This is a genomic window from Chitinivibrio alkaliphilus ACht1, from assembly GCF_000474745.1.
Taxonomy (GTDB): Bacteria; Fibrobacterota; Chitinivibrionia; order Chitinivibrionales; family Chitinivibrionaceae; genus Chitinivibrio; species Chitinivibrio alkaliphilus.
Window position 1 is genome coordinate 41,337 of record NZ_ASJR01000011.1, and the last position, 17,974, is coordinate 59,310.

Genomic DNA, 17,974 nt, shown 5'->3' on the forward strand with positions numbered 1-17,974 from the left:
TTTTAGGGGTAAAATATTTTAGGGGCTTTGGTAAGAGTAGGCTTAATTGCTGAACTGCCCCTTGTTGAAAAAGGAAAACGCAACATGATGCAGCGCAGAGTACGGAAGCTTGGGGAAATTCTTCTCTCTCAAGGCTTAATTAGTGAGTCTCAGCTTGCAAAGGCCTTGCAAATCCAGCAAAAAACTGGGAAAACCCTCGGAACTATTCTCATAAAAACCGGTCTTGTCTCTGCCGATGACATTAGCTCGGTCTTGGGACAACAGATACATATCTCTTCACGGAAACGCCTTGGAGAGGTTTTGGTAGATCAAGGGCTTGTCTCTCCTAAAATGCTTGAAAAGGGGCTTCTGCATCAAAAAAAGAGCGGGAAAAAGCTTGGAGAAACCCTTATAGAGCTGGGGTATATTACGGAGAATAAGCTTATCGACATCCTCAGTGCTCAGCTTGATGTGCAACATGTGATTCTTGATCAAATAAAAGTCAAAAAGGCCTTAACGTCAATAATTCCGAAAGAGTTGTGTAAAAAATACAACATTCTCCCCATTTATGAACAAGGTGGTGTTATTACCATTGCCATGGCAGATCCAACAAACCTGCGAACCATGGATCATATCAAGTTCATGACGGGAAAAGAGATTGACGCGGTCATGGCATCGGAGAAAGAAATACAGAAGGCCATAGAGCGCGTGTATGAAGATAAGATGAAACAGATGAGCGACCTTCTGCATCATGCTGGACAGGGGCATGAAGAACTCGAGGTGGTGGAAGATGAAGAGCAGATGGAAGAGCTCACTGATGAAGAGGGTATGGAGATTGTTAAAATCGTGAATTTGATTATTCACGAAGCAATTGACGAAGAGGCCTCTGATATTCATATGGAACCCACGGAAAGTGGATATCTTGTTAAGTATCGTGTTGATGGTGAACTCCATAAAAAGCAAGAGTTGCCTGAGCACATGCGTCCACAAATTATCTCACGGTTGAAAATTCAGGGGGGCATGGACATCGCAGAGAAGCGAAAGCCCCAGGATGGGCGGATCAAAATTCGACACCAGAGCCGTAATGTTGATCTTCGGGTATCCAGTTTTCCTGCCATGACAAAAAAGGCACTCAGTGAAAAAATAGTGATGCGGATTGTCGATACAGAAGGAAAAAGTCTCGGGCTGCCGCAGCTTGGTTTGTCAAAGGACACCCTTACGCGGTTTGAGCGGGTTATAAAATCTCCCGATGGAATTATGCTTGTGACGGGTCCCACGGGGAGTGGTAAAAGTATGAGTTTGTATGCGGCTCTGGAATTTATTAAAGATTATTACGAAGAGAAAAAGCAGATTATTACCATGGAAGATCCCGTAGAGTCGAGTGTTGCCGGCATTACGCAAGGACAAATTAATCCCCGGGCGGGTTTTACCTTTGCCGCGGGAATGCGCTCAATTCTCCGTCAAGACCCTGATATCATTATGATTGGGGAGATGCGTGACCTGGAAACAAGTCAGATGGCTGTCCAAGCAGCACTCACGGGGCACGTTGTTTTTTCAACCCTGCATACCAATGATTCTCCCAGTGCTTATACGCGTCTTTTTGATATGGGAGTGGCTCCCTATCTCGTTGCCTCGACGGTGCGGGGGATTATGGCACAGCGGTTGGTTCGACGCATTTGTAGTAACTGCAAAGAGGAGTATTACCCGGACGATGAGACCCTTGAACAGGTTGGCTTGAAACCGGGGGTGAAACTCTATCGTGGGAAAGGGTGCAGCAAGTGCAGTGGCACAGGAATGCGAGGCCGAATTGGTCTCTACGAACTGCTTATTCCTGATCGGGAAGTGCAACGCTTGGTGAATAAAAAGGCGGAATCAGAAGATATTAAGGATTACCTCTTACAAAAAGGTGATTTTATCACTCTGCGAAAGGATGGGTTGATAAAGGCCCTCAAGGGAATTACAACCTTAGAACAGGTCATTGGTGCAACACAGGAGACGGAGCTTTGACAGAGTCGGTATTACAAGAGATTCCCTTAAACGCAGTGCAGAAAGAGGCTGTTCGTCATGCTGATGGCTGTCAGCTTGTATTTGCCGGTGCCGGCACGGGAAAAACCCGTGTGCTTACTGCGAAGATTGCATGGTTAATTCGTGAGCGCGGCATACATCCGGGGCACATTTTTGCAGCAACCTTTACCAATAAGGCCGCACGGGAAATGAAGGAGCGGGTTGCGTCCTTGATACACATGGGATGCGACTCTTTGTGGATTGGGACATTTCACTCACTTTGTGTGCGTATATTGCGGCGTGAGGGCCATGCTTTGGGGTTTTCCCGATGGTTCTCAATTTATGACACCACTGATCAGCTTGCTGTGATAAAAAATGTGATGAAAGAACAGGGGGTTGATGAAAAATCCCTTCGCCCGAAGGCCGTTCTTCATGCTATTTCCGGATATAAAAACCGGTGCATTTCCGCCGAGGAATTAGCAAAACAGGCGGAATCATTTTATGAAAAAGAAATGAGTCAGCTCTATCTACAGTATCAAGCAGAGCTTCGACGTGCCGATGCCATGGACTTTGATGACCTTATACAAAATACAGTCACCCTTTTGGCTACCCATGGGGAGATCCGCCAGGCCTATCAAAATCTTTTTCGTCATATCCTCGTGGATGAGTATCAGGATACAAACGGAGCACAGTTTCAGCTGATAAAAATCCTCGCTGGAGACTCTGTGCCGGTATTTGCTGTGGGCGATGATGATCAGTCAATCTACGGTTGGCGCGGTGCACAAGTTGAAAACATCTTACAGTTTCATGAGGTTTTTGGCGATACGGCCGTGTTCAAGCTTGAAGAGAATTATCGATCTACGGGTAATGTGTTGCGTTTTGCCAATGCGATCATTTCAGAAAATTCTCGGCGCAGCAATAAAAAACTCTGGACTGCCGGTGATATGGGAGAAGAGGTGGTGGTGCGTGCCTTTAGTAACGATATTAAAGAGGCTGAACGACTGGTCGCGTCGATTGCCTCATCGATACAAAGCGGAACTCCTCTCTCTGAACTGGCTGTGTTTTTCCGTACCAATGCGCAAACTCGGCAATTTGAGAAAGAGCTGCTCAAGGGCGATATTCCCTACGTTATTGTAGGGGGAACTGCGTTTTTCAGTCGAAAAGAGATTAAAGATATAACGGCGTACTTACGCGTGCTGATTAACCCTAAGGATGATCTCTCCTGTCAGCGAATTATTAACGTCCCCTCCCGTGGAATTGGAAACAAAAGCCAGGAAAAGATTGCCGCAGAGGCGACACGGCAAGGAGTTTCTTTTTTTGAAGCTATCCTGTCGGGGCGCGCAGAGGCACACCTCACGGGGCGGGCTAAAAAAGGGCTTGTTGCGTTTCGGGAGATGTATGAATATGTTCGTGCGTTGCTGGATGAGGATAGCTCTCCTGAGGAGATTGTAAATGAGCTTTTGCGTGGCACGGGATATCTTGATGAGTTGCAGGTGCATGGTGGAGAAGAGGCGGAAAACCGTACAGAAAATATTAATGAGTTTGTCAATGCTGTTGCGCAGTGGCAGTTGGAAAATCCAGAGGGAGAACTCGGGCAATTTTTGGAAGAGATTACCCTGGCCACCGATGTTGATACCATGGACCAAGAGAACTGTGTGAAGCTTATGACCCTACATGCGTCCAAGGGCTTGGAGTTTGATGAAGTCTATCTTGCAGGCGTTGAAGAGGGGCTTCTGCCCTCTGTTCAGAGTTTAAATGATACGGAAAAGCTGGAGGAAGAGCGACGGTTGCTGTATGTCGGTGCAACCCGGGCGCGACGTCGCCTCATTTGCAGCTACTGTGAAAGCCGCATGCGCTTTGGTTCGGTGATGCCCATGGGCATATCCCCCTTTCTCGATGCAGTTGATCCTTCCTATTACCGTGTCGTTGATGAAACAGCTCGATTTAATACGGTGTATTGGAGTGAGGACGCGGCAGCTTCTTCGTATAAGCCTCGATCTATCAGTCATGGTGGTTCCGGGGCAGGACAGCGGATAAAACGGGGGGCACCGGTGCTGATGCGTGGCAGGGATGTGCCTGCGAAAAGGAAGGAGTCCTCAAAGCCTTCTCTTTCTGCCGGCCCAGGAGGAGCGGGAAAAACCGTAGTGTTTCGCCAAGGTCAGGAAGTGCGCCATGAAAAGTTCGGTCGTGGAAAGATTCTTCGTGTTAGTGGTGTCGGTGCAAATACGCGTCTCACCATATTATTTGACGGCGGGGTGCGAAAACAATTGATTGCAAAATATGCAAAACTTACATTACTATAAAACCAGGAGTTGCAATATGGATACAAAACAGGTTCAAGCGGTGGCGCATCTTGCCCGCATTGATGTCTCCCCTGCGGAGCTTCCCGGGTTAACCGAAGAGTTTTCCCGTATTATCTCCTATGTAGAACAACTCCGTGAAGTTGATACCACGGGAGTGACTCCAACAGCGTGTATTGATCGTCCACACGATGCACTTCGCGAAGATGTCGTTACTCCGTCGCTTCCCGTTGAAACGGCATTGGCAAATGCGCCCAATGCCAAGAAAGGTCATTTTGCGGTACCGAAGATAATCGGATAAGTGCAATGAAGGGGGTCTTCCAGTCTCCATCCTTTTATATCGGGGCAATATGGGTTGCAATCCTCATATTTGGTGCGCTCTCCCGAGATGATGAGATGGTCTTTGAATACCATATAGAAATGGGAGACAGTGAGGAGACTTTTGAGGAAACCGTATCTGTACAGGACGTGTCCCTTGATACGATCGGTGTTGAGTCACAAGAAGCGCCTGATCATGAAGATGAATCACAGCACCAGTATGATGTATCGGGTAAAATTAATATCAATACTGCATCTCGTGAGGATCTCATGCAAGTGCGAGGGATCGGGGATGTTTTGGCAGGACGCATTATGGCATATCGAAATGAGCACGATTTGTTTCAAGATATGGCAGAGGTACAAGAGGTACATGGTGTTGGTGTGGTAACGGTTGAGCGAATGAAAGATCATTTTTACTGTGAGAAGCCGAGGTGACTATGGAAGGATTGTGCGGCATTCATTGCACAACGGAGTATATTGTTCTGGCTCGGCGAGACGGAGCTGAGCAGGGGGTAAATTCCCTGAGCCTTCAACCTCTTGATACCAATATGCCCTATTTTGAAGCTCTTGAAGAAGGGTTCTCAACATTGCAGAATCATGATCTCCTCTCCCGCCGTGAGAGGATTGTCCTCGCCTTTACCTCTCATTCAACCCATGTCTTTCATACAGAGCTTCCTGCGGAGGTAGAAGATCCCCATGAGATGATGTCATGGGAGTTGCAGTACCGCATAAATGAGCCGGTGAGCGCCTATTTTTTTGATGTGGTAAAGACGGGGCTTAATCGGGCATTGGGGGTTGCTGTACGTGAACATGAGGTGAAGAAATTTGCTAAGCTGTGTAAAAAAAAGGGGCTGCGTCTTCAAGCGGTGGATACGGATGTTCTTTCTATTTTTAATGTCTATGATCTTAACTACGATAGTACTGTCCCTGCGATGCTTCTTCATTTTGACAGCACGGGAATTACTGCTGTTTTTTTCCAAAATAAAACAGTGTATCACGTCTCCAATATCCCGCCCTTGAATAAAGAGACTGAGGCAAAAGAGCTGCATCGTGTGGCCCATGATGTTGCGACACTTCTTCGTGCTTTGGGTTTTTCCCAGGGGGTTCCCCTATATCTCTCCGGTGAGATTTTAACCGATACTGCTCTGCAAGTACAGCTTCTAAAGGAGCTGCCAGAGGCAAAAATGCTTGATCCATTTCGTCGTCTCTCTGCAACTGTGGGAATGGATGAGGCGACCCTCGACAAGTTTGCACCACTTATGACGGTGGCAGTGGGGCTTTCACAACGAAATTCGTGGTAAGGAGGCGGTGATGCTGCAGGCGAATTTGCTACATTCAAAACCCCGTATTCAAGGAGTGGGCGAGCTCAAACAGCTGGTGTTCCTTTTTGGAAAAATCGTAGGTGGGGTGGCTGTGGCAGCCCTTCTACTATTTGTGCTTGTTCCGCGAGTAAGCGAGTGGTTTGCACCACAGGAGTATGAAGAACCACCGGCTATAGGTGAGACCGTGGTGCAGGAGACAGAGGATGCGCCGTGGGAAGATCGTCTTTCCGTGGTACATGAAGAGGCCTACCATCTTGCCTACAAGGATATGCCTCTCGTGCAGCAATTTCAGTATGAGCACGGGTATACCAAGGCCGTGTTTGACTTTATTGTGCGTCATGCTCCACCGGGAGGCCAGTTTACTTCTCTCACGGTAGATGATTTTTCCACCGTCTCCGGTACGGTTACCTTTGCCAGTCGCGACGAGGTTCGTTCGTTTTTTCTTCCCTTTGAAGAGTCATCCGCGTGGACCATCCGCCCGCGGCCGGAAACAAGCATTCGCAGTTATGACGATTTTTACGAAGTAACCTATGTCTTTGACTATGTTCTCCCGGCACAACGTTTTCTTGAAGATGATCCTGTAGAGGAACGTTTTGTTAGCAGTGATCATATACAACGAATTCGTCGAAAAGTAATCCGCCTTGCAGACAATAATGATTTGCGAATTACCAATGAGCGTTCCCTAGGAAGCACTCGCCGCGGTGGGTATCGGGAATATGAAAGACATATTGATGGCGAGGGGCGTTTTTCCGACTTTGTATACTTTCTCCATGCTCTGTACACCCAATCTCCGGGGGTTCGTTTTCGCACGGTTGAGCTGTCTACCCGCTCCGGCGAAATTTCGTTCTCAGGGGTGGTTTGCATCACCGTTTTGGAGTAGTTATGAATATACGAATTACCGGTGGAAAATTTCGGGGAAAAAAGCTTATTGTGTCGGGAGAAGATGACTTCCGTCCTACCAAGTCACGGGTTCGTGAAGCCCTGTGCAGCTCTCTTATGAGTCGTATATCCGAGGCTTCTTGTTTAGATCTCTGCGGTGGAAGCGGCGCTGTGGCCTTTGATTTCCTCAGCTTTTCCGCAGGACACGTCACAGTGGTGGAGGTTGATCCTGGCCGGTGTCGGGCGATACAAGAAAATGTGCGGCATATGGGTGTGTCGACGCTTACCGTAGAGATGGCTTCGGCATACTCCTTTCTGACACATACAACCACCACCTTTGATATTATATTTTACGACCCCCCATACTACGATCGAGGGCTTACGGATCTCTTATGTCAAGTTATCTCCCGCCTTGCTCCTGGAGGGGTGGCCGTCTTTGAATGGGCTTGCGACGACACGTATGCGGCGCACCTATGCCATACGCAGGCTGTTCCGGGAAAAACCAAACAGTATGGTCATACCTGTCTTACCTATTTTTATGCTTAAGAGGAGTTTTAATGCCTACTGCTATTTATCCTGGTACCTTTGATCCCATAACACGGGGACATATTGATATCGTACAACGGGCATCATATATTTTTACTGAAGTTATTACTATTGTGGCGGATAATCCTGCAAAGGATCGTTTCTTTACCACAGAAGAGCGTTTAGAGTTGGCCCAAGACGCCCTTGCAGGTATCTCCAACGTACGGGTAATACCGTTTCAAGGCCTCATTGTGGATGTGCTCCGTGAAACAGGGGCACGAACAATTATACGGGGATTACGGGCCCTGTCAGATTTTGAAGGAGAATTCCAGATGGCCTTTACGAACAGAAAGCTCTATGAACAGGCGGATACGGTATTTCTCATGCCCAGTGCAGAATATGCATATCTTAGTTCGTCCTTGGTAAAACAGATTGCCCATTTCCATGGAGATGTGGACAAATTTGTTACTCCCGCTGTTGCTCGTGCAATGCGGCAGAAACGGGAGGGGTAATGGCATATCAACACCATACAGAATACTCTGCCGTCTCGGTGATTACCATTGCCACCGTGGCAGTTTTCTTTTTTCAGCAGGTGCCATCTGTGGGGATACCGCTTCTGTCAGATTTTTCTCTAGTTCCCCAAGATCTCTTACGTGGGCAGGTTTGGCGCTTGCTTACCTACGGATTTTTACATAGCCCTCAGGGAATTTGGCATCTTGCCTTTAATATGCTTGGGTTGTGGGTGTTTGGACGAGAACTTGAATTTTTGTGGGGAAAGAAGCAGTTTTCTATCTTTTACTTTTTTTCTATCTTTTTCTCGGGGCTCTTTTCCTTTGTGAATTTTGCCTATGGCGCAGGCCATATTCCCATAATAGGAGCATCGGGAGCTATTTATGCGCTGCTCTTTGTGTATGCAGCATATTTTCCCCATCGTCAATTACTGCTTTTTTTCGTATTTCCCGTATCCATACGTTCGGCCGTTGTCTTCTTTACAATATTCTCACTTCTGGGTATGATGCAGGGGCGGGGAGGGATAGCCCATGTGGTTCATCTCGGTGGGTTTGGTGCCGGATATGCATATCTGACATATATGCGGGGGGCTGTGTCCCTACCGGGTGTTCCAAAAGTGCTTTCTCGATTGTTTCAAAGAAAAAAGGGACCTCAATTCTACTCCTTTCCTTCATCGTCTGAAAAGGGCAGGGGGGATGAAATGGATCTTCTTGACGATATCTTACGAAAAATCTCTCGTCAGGGTATATCCTCCCTTTCTGAGGAGGAGTGGAAGATTCTAAAACGGCATTCCCAGGACTCCTGATGCCATTTATGTGGGCAATGCTTTTTCTGGTATGCCTCTGTTTGTCCTTTCTTTTTGCCGGATTTGAAACCGGCTTTATTAGTTGGAATACTCTGAAAATGGAGCATCGGGCGTCCCGGGGCAAGTGGGTTGCCCGTCGTGCGGTGTTTTTACAAGAGCGGGTTGAGCAGGTTATTAGTACGGTTCTAATTGGTAATAATATCGCCTTGGTATTGCTCTCAACGAGCATTTTTTCCTTTCTCGCGTATTTTTCGGAGAACGTTCCCGAGTTTTGGGTTAATCTTGTTTTAACACCGGTGATACTGGTTCTTTGCGAGCTTTTTCCAAAATCGCTGTTTCGTATTTATTCATTTCGGCTCAGTTATATCTTTGTGCCCTTTATTTATGTTTTCTTTGTACTTTTCTATCCCGTAACGGTTCTTTTTCGCTTTGTATCTGGCGGGGGAAATGCCCACGTATCTGAGGAAGAGATTGTCTCTATTGCCACGGAAGGAGAAAAGGATAAGTCCTTGACTCCATTCAGCAAGCAGGTTGTCACCTCTGCCCTTACTCTGGAGAAAACCTCCTTGAGCGTACTTTTTAAGCATTTGACCCCTTCCGCAGTCTACCCTGTGTTTGCGCCTAATGGTGAGAAACACCGTTCTCTTCCCACAGAAATAGAAGAGCAGGGGGCGGTGTTTCCTGCTGACAATATGGCAGCAGTTCTTTTAGGGAATCCCGGGCTTATTTCTTTAGAATACATAATAATTGAAGACAAGGACCGCTTTTTATGCTATACTAAAGAGCAGTGTTTTGAAAAAATCTTTCTTGAAAAGAAAAAATAAGGGAAACATCCCTACGGTATCGTATTTTTTACCCGTAAAAATTTTGGTGCATATCAGGTTATGACAAAAATACACGAAAAACTACTACTTTATACTACAACGGTGGCGCATAGCAGACGGCTCCATGTCGTATTACTTTGTGCGGTGCTCTTTGTTGCAGCAGATATTGTCTATGCCTTTGTAGGTTATAAGACCGTGCGGGCGCAGTATTCATCAGCGAACCGTTCACTACATTTTCTCCGCTCTGATCTCACCCGAATGAACGATGAGCTCCATGACCGCATGGAACAGCTCGGTCTTCTCGAAGAACGCGAAGGTTTTTTTCGTCTCAAATACGGCTTAGCAGATATTGACGAAGGGGTACGTGATTTTAGTACCGGGGGGAAACCTACGATGGAATCCTTTGTGCAGGAGCGCTTAGGCAGTAAAGATCATATTACGTCAGATAAGCTTTTATTAGAAGCGGAGTCGTTTTTGCAGAGGGTCCGTTTTACGGACAGCATGTTTGTAAAGCTCCAAGGACATATTGATCGGGAGATTATGTATTACAATGAAATCCCCTCTGTATGGCCTGTACGGCGGAATCGTATTACCTCGCCTTATGGACGGCGAACGCACCCTGTTACGGGACGGCGGAGTTTTCACGATGGTATTGATATTGCCGGCAGTATCGGAGACTCCATTATTGCTCCTGCCGACGGCATTGTAACCTACGTTGGGCGTATGGACGGCTATGGGAAAACCATTGAAATACGACATAGAAATAGCGGGTATTACACTCGATATGCGCATCTTTCCGGGTTTAATACACAACGGGGCAATATTGTTCGCCGAGGTGACCTCATTGGATTTGTGGGGAATACCGGTACCAGTACGGGCCCGCATTTGCATTATGAAGTGCGTCGGGGTGAGCGCTGGGGGGCAACGCAAAATCCATGGCGCTATTTACCGCGAAAAGATGTGGTGTACGATTAAAATGGTTGTACAAGAGACCATTTACATAGATACACAGGCTTCTTCGCAGTGGGTAAATATAACCGACTCTGTGCGTGCTGTTGTACGGGCATCGTCAATTTCACGTGGGAGTGTAACCATAACCTCTGCCCATACCACTGCTGCTGTTACCGTAAATGAAAGCGCAGATCCTGCAGTGGAAACGGATGTTTTTACCAAGCTTTCTCAGCTGATACCTTCCGGTGAACCCTTTTATTTACACGCAGAGGGTAATTCTCACAGTCATTTACAAGCAACTCTTGTGGGAGCTTCAGAAGTGCTGCCTGTGCAGAAGGGCGGGGTTGTGCTTGGGACGTGGCAAGCGATTTACTTTTGTGAGTTTGACGGCCCCCGGAAAGCCCGTCGATGTACTGTCACTGTTATGGGCGAATGAATATTCGGGCTGATTTGCATATCCACTCATGCCTTTCCCCCTGTGCTTCTCTTGACATGGGACCACGTGATATTGTTGCGCAGGCGTGCGAAAGAAACTTGACCCACCTTGCCCTCACCGATCATAATAGTACACGTAACTGTGTTGTTATGGCAGAGCTTTGCGCAGAGGCGGGGCTTGTCTTTTTTCCCGGTATGGAAGTAACTACGAGCGAAGAAATTCATGTGCTTCTCTATTTTCCCAGTGTTGCAGAGGCTCTCAGAGCGGGAAAAGAAATAGAAGCGTCCCTTTCGCCTCGTGTTCCTTTACGGGCCGAGCAAATGGGATATGAGGCAGTTGTTGACCGTGAAAATAATGTGTGTGAGCTTCTTGACTGGTATCTCTCCGTGAGTACCACCTACTCCCTTAATGATTTGAGTAGGTTTGCTACTTCTTTTGGGGCGTGCATCGTTCCTGCCCATATTCTGAAACCGTTATTTTCCATCACGAGCCAATTGGGGTTTCTTTTACCCAATGCGCCCTATGATGCGGTAGAAATAAGCCATGGAAATAGGCATCGTGCGGGAGAAGTGTCTGGCTACCCATGGATCACCTCTTCAGATAGCCATTACCTTGATGATATTGGAAAATGCTTTACGGAATTCCACGCTGATACTCTTCCCAAAACCCCTCGTGAATTTTTTGCTTATTTGCCAAGGCGGGGTTCAAAGGGAGTTTAGGATGAAGAGCGTTGAGGGATCATCGCTTTTTCAATCACCACACTTAATTCTTCCTCAATGGTTGTTTCGGTAGTTGCAATAAAATGAGTGTATCCACTGCGCAGAGAGAGGGATAGGGGAAGACCTGAGTGGCTGTTGTAGCGTTCGAGATTTTCAAACAGTCGTTTTGAGAGTTCTTCCACCATTTTTGTATCTCGCACTTTTATTGTTACAGCAAATCCCCCCCCGTCTATTCGTCCAATAATATCGGTGGTTCGGAATGTTCGTGCAATCAGAGATGCCGCGGCAACAATGGCTCGATCTCCCATTTCTTGTCCATATTTTTCGTTAATACTTTGGAGATTTTCAATATCAAAATAGTAAATCCCCAAGGGTGTTTCTGTGGAAATTGCCTGGCTAATCATCTGTTGTGATAAGAGCATAAAGCCGTTTTTGTTGGAAACATCTGTGAGCTCATCCTGCATGGAAAGGGCCGAAAAGCGTTCTTTCATATAGCAGTTATGGAGGGCTGTACTGACGTGCGATCGTAAGTCCTCATACATCGTATTTGCCGTATCTGTAATAATATCGGTGATAATATAGCCAAAGTACTCGCCATAAAAATAGAGTGGCAGGAAAATCATTTTATTAAAAGAGTGTGTGTAGGTGGGGAGAATATCATGGCTATTAATAACCAGTCCATCCTGTGGAAGAGCAACTTCCTTTCCCTTGCTAATTTGTCGTTTTACAAAGGAGACTTCGGGCATATTCCAGTCAAGGTAGGGAATGGAGGCATAGTTGTAAAAGAGTACAATGGTTGCATTTTTACTTCCCAGACGACGAATCTCTTGCATGGAGTAGTCAAGAAGCTCTCCCACATTGTGTTGTGAGATAATATTTTGGTATACTTCACGTAGTTCCTCTTTCTTATTTTCCCGTGCATACTGTGCATATCGGTCGTATGACTTCTGCGCATCATTGAGGATTAGCATGGCTTCAAGCTGGAGTTTATTCACCGTAAAGATTTTTTTGGGAAACTTTTCCAGGGCACAGCTGGGGAGTATAAAAGAGATGAAGTGTTGCCATATTTTTAAGCGTCTGTCAAAGAGAAGGTTGTACTCAATAGACCTGCTGACAGATGTAATAAACCGTTCTTCGTGAATTGCGTCATCCTCTCTTACGGCGCCAAGAAAGTCATGATATATTTTTTAATTGCATTTTCAAGGAAGTGGCGGTACGTTGTAATACTCTCTGCAGAGTAGTACCGCATAGTTTTTAAGGACTCCTTTATTACCGGTTCCAGGGTTGCTACAATTCGGGCTGGAGAGGGCGGGGTATCATTGTCCATACGTGGAAGGGTTTTGCGAAACTCTTGAACAGAGTGGTGAATACACCCACAGGAGTTTCGTGGTACAAAGATTGTCGGTTTTACAATAACAGAGCGTCCCCCATGATTCAGCACAGCTTCTACAGCTGCCACCCCCATTTCATAAAACGGTTGTCGCACCGTGGTAAGGCTTGGGGAGAACATTTCTGCCTGGGGAACGTCATCAAACCCCGTGACAATAATGTCCGTGGGGGGATGAATGTTATGTCGTTGAAATTCCTTTATTGCTCCAATGGCAGACTCATCATCAGCGCAGACAAGGGCGTCAAGAGAGATGTTTCTCTTTACAATGGTGCGTGCCGCATCTCTTCCCGATTCAGCAGAGAATGATCCCTGAAAAATGATAGAGCTGTCGTAGGAGAGATGATTCTCTTTTAAACCGGCAATGTATGCGTCGAGACGCTCAAGGGCTTCGTCATTACTTTCTGGACCTTTTAAGAACCCGATACGTTTCTTTTCATGGTGCTGTGCGAGGTGAGAAACCAGTTGTATGATGCCATCTTTATTATCAACCACAATGGAAGATTGTGCGTTTTTGAGCATGCCGCCGATACTCACCACGGGCAGTTCTATGGTGTCCACATAGCGTTCAACAACAGACCAGTTTGTATATTCAGACATGGCGCCGGAAAAGAGTATGACGTCGGTGAAATTACCCCCGTTGATAAAGTCTGCGATCAAGGGGTAGTGCGAAATTATGGAATTTCCCGAAAGAGCGGGAAATGCAACCACAGTAACTCCTTTTTTTTGCGCAGTTTGGTAAATACCATCCCAAATTAAGGACTGGCACGCTTCTTCCATTTGACTGATTATGACTGCTATTTTTTTCACCGTAGGGATGTTACCGAATGAGGTTTTTGATTGTTTCATGGATATCGCAGATTTCTCCCGATCCATCCAAGTCAATCACAAGGTCATCCTGCTTCCGAAAATACTCGAGGCAGGGTTCGCTCTGTTTGTGATATGTTTCGATGCGTTTATCGATAATCTCCGGATTTGCATCATCAATGCGTCCCATATACTTGGCTCTTCTTCGTAAGCGCATTTTAATCACATCGTCTGGGGCATAGAGATCAATAATGATGTCAATTTGCTCGTTTAGATTTGCTAAGATTTCTTCCAGTGCCTTGGCTTGGCTAACACTGCGGGGAAATCCATCAAGAATGAAGCCATTGCGTGCGTCATGCTGATCGAGACGATGTGCTACCAATCGAATCGTTACTTCATCCGGAACAAGCTTGCCCGCGTGAATATAGTCAAGGACTTCCCGTCCGAGTTTTGTTTTTTTCTTAATATGTTCTCTGAAGATATCTCCCGTGGAAATGTGTGGGTGCCCCGTATATTTTTCAAGCCGCTTCGACTGGGTACCCTTTCCAACGCCCGGAGGGCCAAAAAGAACTATGTATTTTTTTGTCATGGCATACACCTTCATTAAAAAACGACCTATTTACAAGTATAGCATTTTTGTTACGGCGTGAAAAGGAAAAAAATATTTCATCTAAGATGGTGTTTTTGAAAGAACGTTGTTGCGGTAAATAAATGCTATGAAGTGAAGAGACACAGAGTGTATTTTTATTGTTCAATTTTTTACACCGGGGGATGTAGATGAGCACCATGACTGCAATACTTGTTGCCGGCGGAATGGGAACCCGCTTGGGAGAACCCATACCCAAGGCTTTTGTTCCTCTGGGGAAAAAGCCTCTCTTTCTACATGCCTTTCGTGTCTTTGACGAGTATCCAGCTGTTTCCGCTATTCGCCTTATTGTTCCTGCAGGATATGAAGCGGCGGCAGAGGAGTATCTGCAAGAGCATGCATTTCACACACCCCACCTAATTCTTCCTGGAGGGGAGCAACGATGGGAGTCTGTTCGGATTGGAGTGGAAAGCGCAGAGACGGAACTTGTCTGTATTCATGATGCCGCCCGTCCCTTTGTCTCGGCACAGGTTATGGAGGAACTCTCAAACAATCTTGGGGAAGATGCTGGCGTGATTACGGTGAATCGGGTTACAGATACTGTACGTACCTTCTCAGGTCAATACTGTGGAACGACGGTGAATCGTGACTCGCTTATCTCTGTCGGTACGCCGCAGCTCTTTCGCCGACAGGTGCTTCTTTCCTGCTATGCGAAGGTGGATAGAGAAAAATCTCTGCCCACTGATGAGGCAATGCTCCTCGAACAACAGGGGATTCCCGTTCGTTTTTCCTATGGCGATCCACGTAATTTTAAGGTAACCACTCCTGCCGAGTATACCATGGCACAGGCGCTTCTTTCCTGGGAGGAGGCGTGAAAATCCACGAGAACTATCCTCTTGCACCGCGAACCTACTACCGTATAGGCGGTGCGGCTCGGTGGTGTGCCTTTCCTGAAACAGAAGAGCAGGTGCGGCAGTTATTTCACGAGTTTTCTGACTGCCCGTGCAAGGCTGCTCCGTGGGTTATGGGGGGAGGGGCAAATCTTCTCGTGTCGGATGCCGGTTATGATGGGTTGGTAATCTGTACAGAGGCCCTTTCTCGTTTTCATATTGAAGAAGCAACTATCGCCGCTCAGGCGGGGGTGGTTCTGAATACTCTCGTTGGCCGTGCCGTAGAGAAAAATTTTGCGGGATTTGCCTCTCTGGCAGGGATACCGGGCTCTCTTGGAGGCGGTATACGCATGAATGCCGGGGCCTTTGGCGCCACTATCAGCGATTCACTTTCTATCGTACGGTGGTATAATCCTGTAACAGACACCATGGAGGAGGATGTGCCTTCACAGCTCTCCTTTTCCTATCGTTCAAGCTTTTTTTCTCATACCCCCTCGGTTATTCTATCGGCTCGTTTTTCGACCTGTCTCGGCTCAGGCGCAGAGGGCGTGTTGCGTGAGGATATCTTACAGCGCAGAAAGAGAAAGCAACCCCTCGAGTTCCCGAGTTGTGGAAGCGTTTTTAAGCGTCCTCCCGGTGCGTTTGCCGGTGCACTTATTGAAGAAGCAGGGTTGAAGGGATACACCTGTGGGGGGGCGCAGGTGTCACCACATCATGCAAACTTTATTATAAATCGGAGTCGCCGAGCAAGGGCTGAGCACGTGTTATCTATTATTAATGAATGTCGTCGCCGTGTATACGAGCTGCGGGGAATTCTCTTAGAGCCGGAGGTAATCCTTCTTGGCGAGTTTTTACAAGAACTATGGAGGCCGAACAGTGTATAGTATCGAAAAATGGAGCCTTGGTCCGCTTGGAACCATGGGGTATGTCTACCATAATGGGAAACGCGGATTGATTATCGATCCTTCCTTACATCCGCAAGAGATGCTTGCATTTATCGAAGCATCCCGTATAACCGTGGAGGCAATTCTTCTTACCCACGGTCATTTTGATCATTATTTAGGCATCTTTGAAGTCCATGATGCCCTTGGTCCTCTTCCCGTATATATTCATCCACAGGGAAGACAGCTCTTGCAAAACCCCATCATGAGTGGTGCGGAGATGGTTGGAGAGGATCTTGCCTATCGAGGAGAGACCGTACCTGTTGCGGAGGGCCCCTTTTCCGTAGGAGACTTTTCCTTCGAGGTGTTTCATATTCCCGGGCATAGCCCCGGGGGAGTTGCCTACTATGCCCCTCCCTATCTTTTTACGGGGGATATCCTTTTTTGCGGGGCCGTGGGGCGTACTGATTTTCGAGGATATGGAGATCATGAGGCCCTCATATCGGGAATCCGCAAGAAATTGCTTTCCCTTCCTGATGATACGATTATTCTTCCCGGTCATGGCGGCGGATCGTCCATTGGAACAGAAAAGGCGAATAATCCCTTTTTATGAGAGAGTGCTCGTTGTATATTGCTATAAATTAATTCAATAGAGAGATGTGCATGTCCCTTACAGCCCTATTTGTTGACGATTCTGCCCTGCAGCTCTCTCTATATAAAAAACTGACGAACCACCTTGGGTCATCGCAATGGGAGTTCTTTTTTGCTGATGATGCCTTGGATGCCTTGGAACTACTTCATTTTGTGACGGTTGATTTAGTCATCACCGATCTTGAAATGCCCTTTATTAACGGGGTTCATTTTCTTGATATGGTTGCGGAGAAAGAGCCCGCGGCATTGCGGTGCATCCTGTCGGCTGCATGTTCCAAAGAAGACAGCCTTTCCACCGTACGGATCACCCATCAATACTTCCATAAACCCCTTGATATACGAGTGTTGGAGCATATTCTTGCTGTGGTTGTGCGTTTAAGAGAGCTGCCCCTTGACCAGCATGCACGTCGGTGGGTTCATGTCTTGCCGAGTCTGCCCATCCCTTCTCAAACATTTAATGAGTTGGTGACACATTTGTCGGATCGGCATAATTCAGTTAAATCCGTTGCGGCCATTATTGCACGTGACCCTGCGGCAACAGCAAGTATTCTTAAGCTCGTTAACACGCCTTTTTTTGGGTGTACTGGCACAATCTTTTCTCCATTGCAGGCCGTGGCTCTTCTTGGAATTGATATTGTTCGTTCCTTATATCTATTGTCGTATTTACGAAAAATAAAACCTTCGTCGTGTGGAGAGCCGCCGTACTCATTTTCTGCACTGGCAGAGCGATCGTTTATGGCATATGGTATTGCAAAGCGTCTCTGTATTCATAAGCGTATTCCCTTGGAAGAGCGTGAGCGGGTTTGTCTTGCCGCCTTGGTTATGGATATCGGAATTATCGTGATAAATGCCTTGTATCCCCGCGAAGTACGGCAGTATCTTACCACAGCAACAGTTCCCTTCAGCACAGGGGAAGAGAGGGGGATTGTCGGGGTATCTCATCAAGATCTATCTCAGTATCTCTTAGGTATCTGGGGCTTTGAAATCTCTCTCATTGAGCTGGTGGAAAAGCATCACTGCCATGGCACGGCATGTATGAATGAGGGCAGACGGATACTCTACATGACAACGGTACATCTCGATTGTATCCTGTATGATATGGAGCCGCAGGAGTATCTTCCTGCTTCATGTGATAAAGATCTTGCAGAGGAAATCTGTTTATTATACAGTTATAGTACAGATATGCTTTAACAAGATTGC

The 17,974-nt window shown here is 46.9% G+C and carries 20 protein-coding genes; 17 read left to right on the forward strand and 3 right to left on the reverse strand.

The genetic code is table 11. The features are described 5' to 3' along the window. Nucleotides 1-27 precede the first annotated feature (27 nt). Genes CALK_RS06725 through CALK_RS06785 form a run of 13 tightly spaced genes read left to right on the forward strand, consistent with a single transcriptional unit; the run spans nt 28 to nt 11,572 of the window. Entirely contained in the window at nt 28-1,986 is a 1,959-nt protein-coding gene (locus tag CALK_RS06725; RefSeq protein WP_155851817.1) for a GspE/PulE family protein, read from the forward strand. Then, nucleotides 1,983-4,286: an ATP-dependent helicase gene (locus CALK_RS06730; protein WP_022636921.1), complete on the forward strand. Its 2,304-nt coding sequence runs from the start codon at nt 1,983-1,985 to the stop codon at nt 4,284-4,286. The genes CALK_RS06725 and CALK_RS06730 overlap by 4 nt, the downstream gene beginning before the upstream one ends. A 16-nt stretch (nt 4,287-4,302) precedes the next feature. Continuing rightward, nucleotides 4,303-4,584 carry an Asp-tRNA(Asn)/Glu-tRNA(Gln) amidotransferase subunit GatC gene (gene gatC, locus CALK_RS06735; protein ID WP_022636922.1) on the forward strand — a complete coding sequence of 94 codons (282 nt, stop codon included), beginning with the start codon at nt 4,303-4,305 and terminating at the stop codon, nt 4,582-4,584. A 5-nt stretch (nt 4,585-4,589) separates the two neighbouring features. Then, complete coding sequence (locus CALK_RS12175) at nt 4,590-5,036, forward strand: ComEA family DNA-binding protein (protein WP_022636923.1); 447 nt, start codon at nt 4,590-4,592, stop codon at nt 5,034-5,036. 2 nt (nt 5,037-5,038) lie between these two features. Then, complete coding sequence (locus tag CALK_RS06745) at nt 5,039-5,902, forward strand: type IV pilus biogenesis protein PilM (RefSeq protein WP_022636924.1); 864 nt, start codon at nt 5,039-5,041, stop codon at nt 5,900-5,902. Between the two features lie 10 nt (nt 5,903-5,912). Continuing rightward, nucleotides 5,913-6,803 carry a hypothetical protein gene (locus tag CALK_RS06750; protein ID WP_022636925.1) on the forward strand — a complete coding sequence of 297 codons (891 nt, stop codon included), beginning with the start codon at nt 5,913-5,915 and terminating at the stop codon, nt 6,801-6,803. Between the two features lie 2 nt (nt 6,804-6,805). Further along, nucleotides 6,806-7,348, forward strand: coding sequence for an RsmD family RNA methyltransferase (locus CALK_RS12180; protein ID WP_022636926.1), 543 nt, complete (start codon nt 6,806-6,808; stop codon nt 7,346-7,348). 11 nt (nt 7,349-7,359) lie between these two features. Continuing rightward, nucleotides 7,360-7,839 carry a pantetheine-phosphate adenylyltransferase gene (coaD, locus tag CALK_RS06760; protein WP_022636927.1) on the forward strand — a complete coding sequence of 160 codons (480 nt, stop codon included), beginning with the start codon at nt 7,360-7,362 and terminating at the stop codon, nt 7,837-7,839. Further along, a complete protein-coding gene (locus CALK_RS06765; protein ID WP_022636928.1) occupies nt 7,839-8,642 on the forward strand; it encodes a rhomboid family protein in 804 nt (267 codons plus the stop codon). The genes coaD and CALK_RS06765 overlap by 1 nt, the downstream gene beginning before the upstream one ends. Beyond that, a complete protein-coding gene (locus tag CALK_RS06770; protein WP_022636929.1) occupies nt 8,642-9,466 on the forward strand; it encodes a CNNM domain-containing protein in 825 nt (274 codons plus the stop codon). Before CALK_RS06765 ends, CALK_RS06770 begins: the two co-directional genes overlap by 1 nt. 60 nt (nt 9,467-9,526) lie before the next feature. Continuing rightward, entirely contained in the window at nt 9,527-10,441 is a 915-nt protein-coding gene (locus tag CALK_RS12185; RefSeq protein WP_022636930.1) for a M23 family metallopeptidase, read from the forward strand. Between the two features lies 1 nt (nt 10,442). After that, entirely contained in the window at nt 10,443-10,853 is a 411-nt protein-coding gene (locus CALK_RS06780; protein ID WP_022636931.1) for a secondary thiamine-phosphate synthase enzyme YjbQ, read from the forward strand. Further along, complete coding sequence (locus tag CALK_RS06785) at nt 10,826-11,572, forward strand: PHP domain-containing protein (protein WP_081698048.1); 747 nt, start codon at nt 10,826-10,828, stop codon at nt 11,570-11,572. The genes CALK_RS06780 and CALK_RS06785 overlap by 28 nt, the downstream gene beginning before the upstream one ends. On the opposite strand, the gene CALK_RS06790 is transcribed toward CALK_RS06785, so the two are convergent. The 3 genes from CALK_RS06790 to CALK_RS06800 form a co-directional block, all read right to left on the reverse strand. Next, entirely contained in the window at nt 11,569-12,567 is a 999-nt protein-coding gene (locus CALK_RS06790; protein WP_034637149.1) for a GGDEF domain-containing protein, read from the reverse strand. The two genes, CALK_RS06785 and CALK_RS06790, sit on opposite strands and share 4 nt — an antisense overlap. 161 nt (nt 12,568-12,728) lie before the next feature. After that, a complete protein-coding gene (locus CALK_RS06795) occupies nt 12,729-13,808 on the reverse strand; it encodes a LacI family DNA-binding transcriptional regulator (protein WP_022636934.1) in 1,080 nt (359 codons plus the stop codon). Further along, a complete protein-coding gene (locus CALK_RS06800) occupies nt 13,780-14,355 on the reverse strand; it encodes an adenylate kinase (protein ID WP_022636935.1) in 576 nt (191 codons plus the stop codon). Before CALK_RS06800 ends, CALK_RS06795 begins: the two co-directional genes overlap by 29 nt. Before the next feature lie 188 nt (nt 14,356-14,543). Here CALK_RS06800 and ispD point away from each other — a divergent pair, with 188 nt between their 5' ends. From ispD to CALK_RS06820, 4 genes are read left to right on the forward strand one after another with little or no spacing between them, the layout of a single operon-like run. Beyond that, nucleotides 14,544-15,227, forward strand: a complete 684-nt coding sequence (gene ispD, locus CALK_RS06805) for a 2-C-methyl-D-erythritol 4-phosphate cytidylyltransferase (protein WP_022636936.1) — start codon at nt 14,544-14,546, stop codon at nt 15,225-15,227. Next, a complete protein-coding gene (gene murB, locus CALK_RS06810) occupies nt 15,224-16,126 on the forward strand; it encodes a UDP-N-acetylmuramate dehydrogenase (protein ID WP_022636937.1) in 903 nt (300 codons plus the stop codon). Before ispD ends, murB begins: the two co-directional genes overlap by 4 nt. After that, complete coding sequence (locus CALK_RS06815) at nt 16,119-16,736, forward strand: MBL fold metallo-hydrolase (RefSeq protein ID WP_022636938.1); 618 nt, start codon at nt 16,119-16,121, stop codon at nt 16,734-16,736. Before murB ends, CALK_RS06815 begins: the two co-directional genes overlap by 8 nt. A gap of 50 nt (nt 16,737-16,786) precedes the next feature. Further along, nucleotides 16,787-17,965, forward strand: a complete 1,179-nt coding sequence (locus CALK_RS06820) for an HDOD domain-containing protein (RefSeq protein WP_022636939.1) — start codon at nt 16,787-16,789, stop codon at nt 17,963-17,965. Nucleotides 17,966-17,974 lie beyond the last annotated feature (9 nt).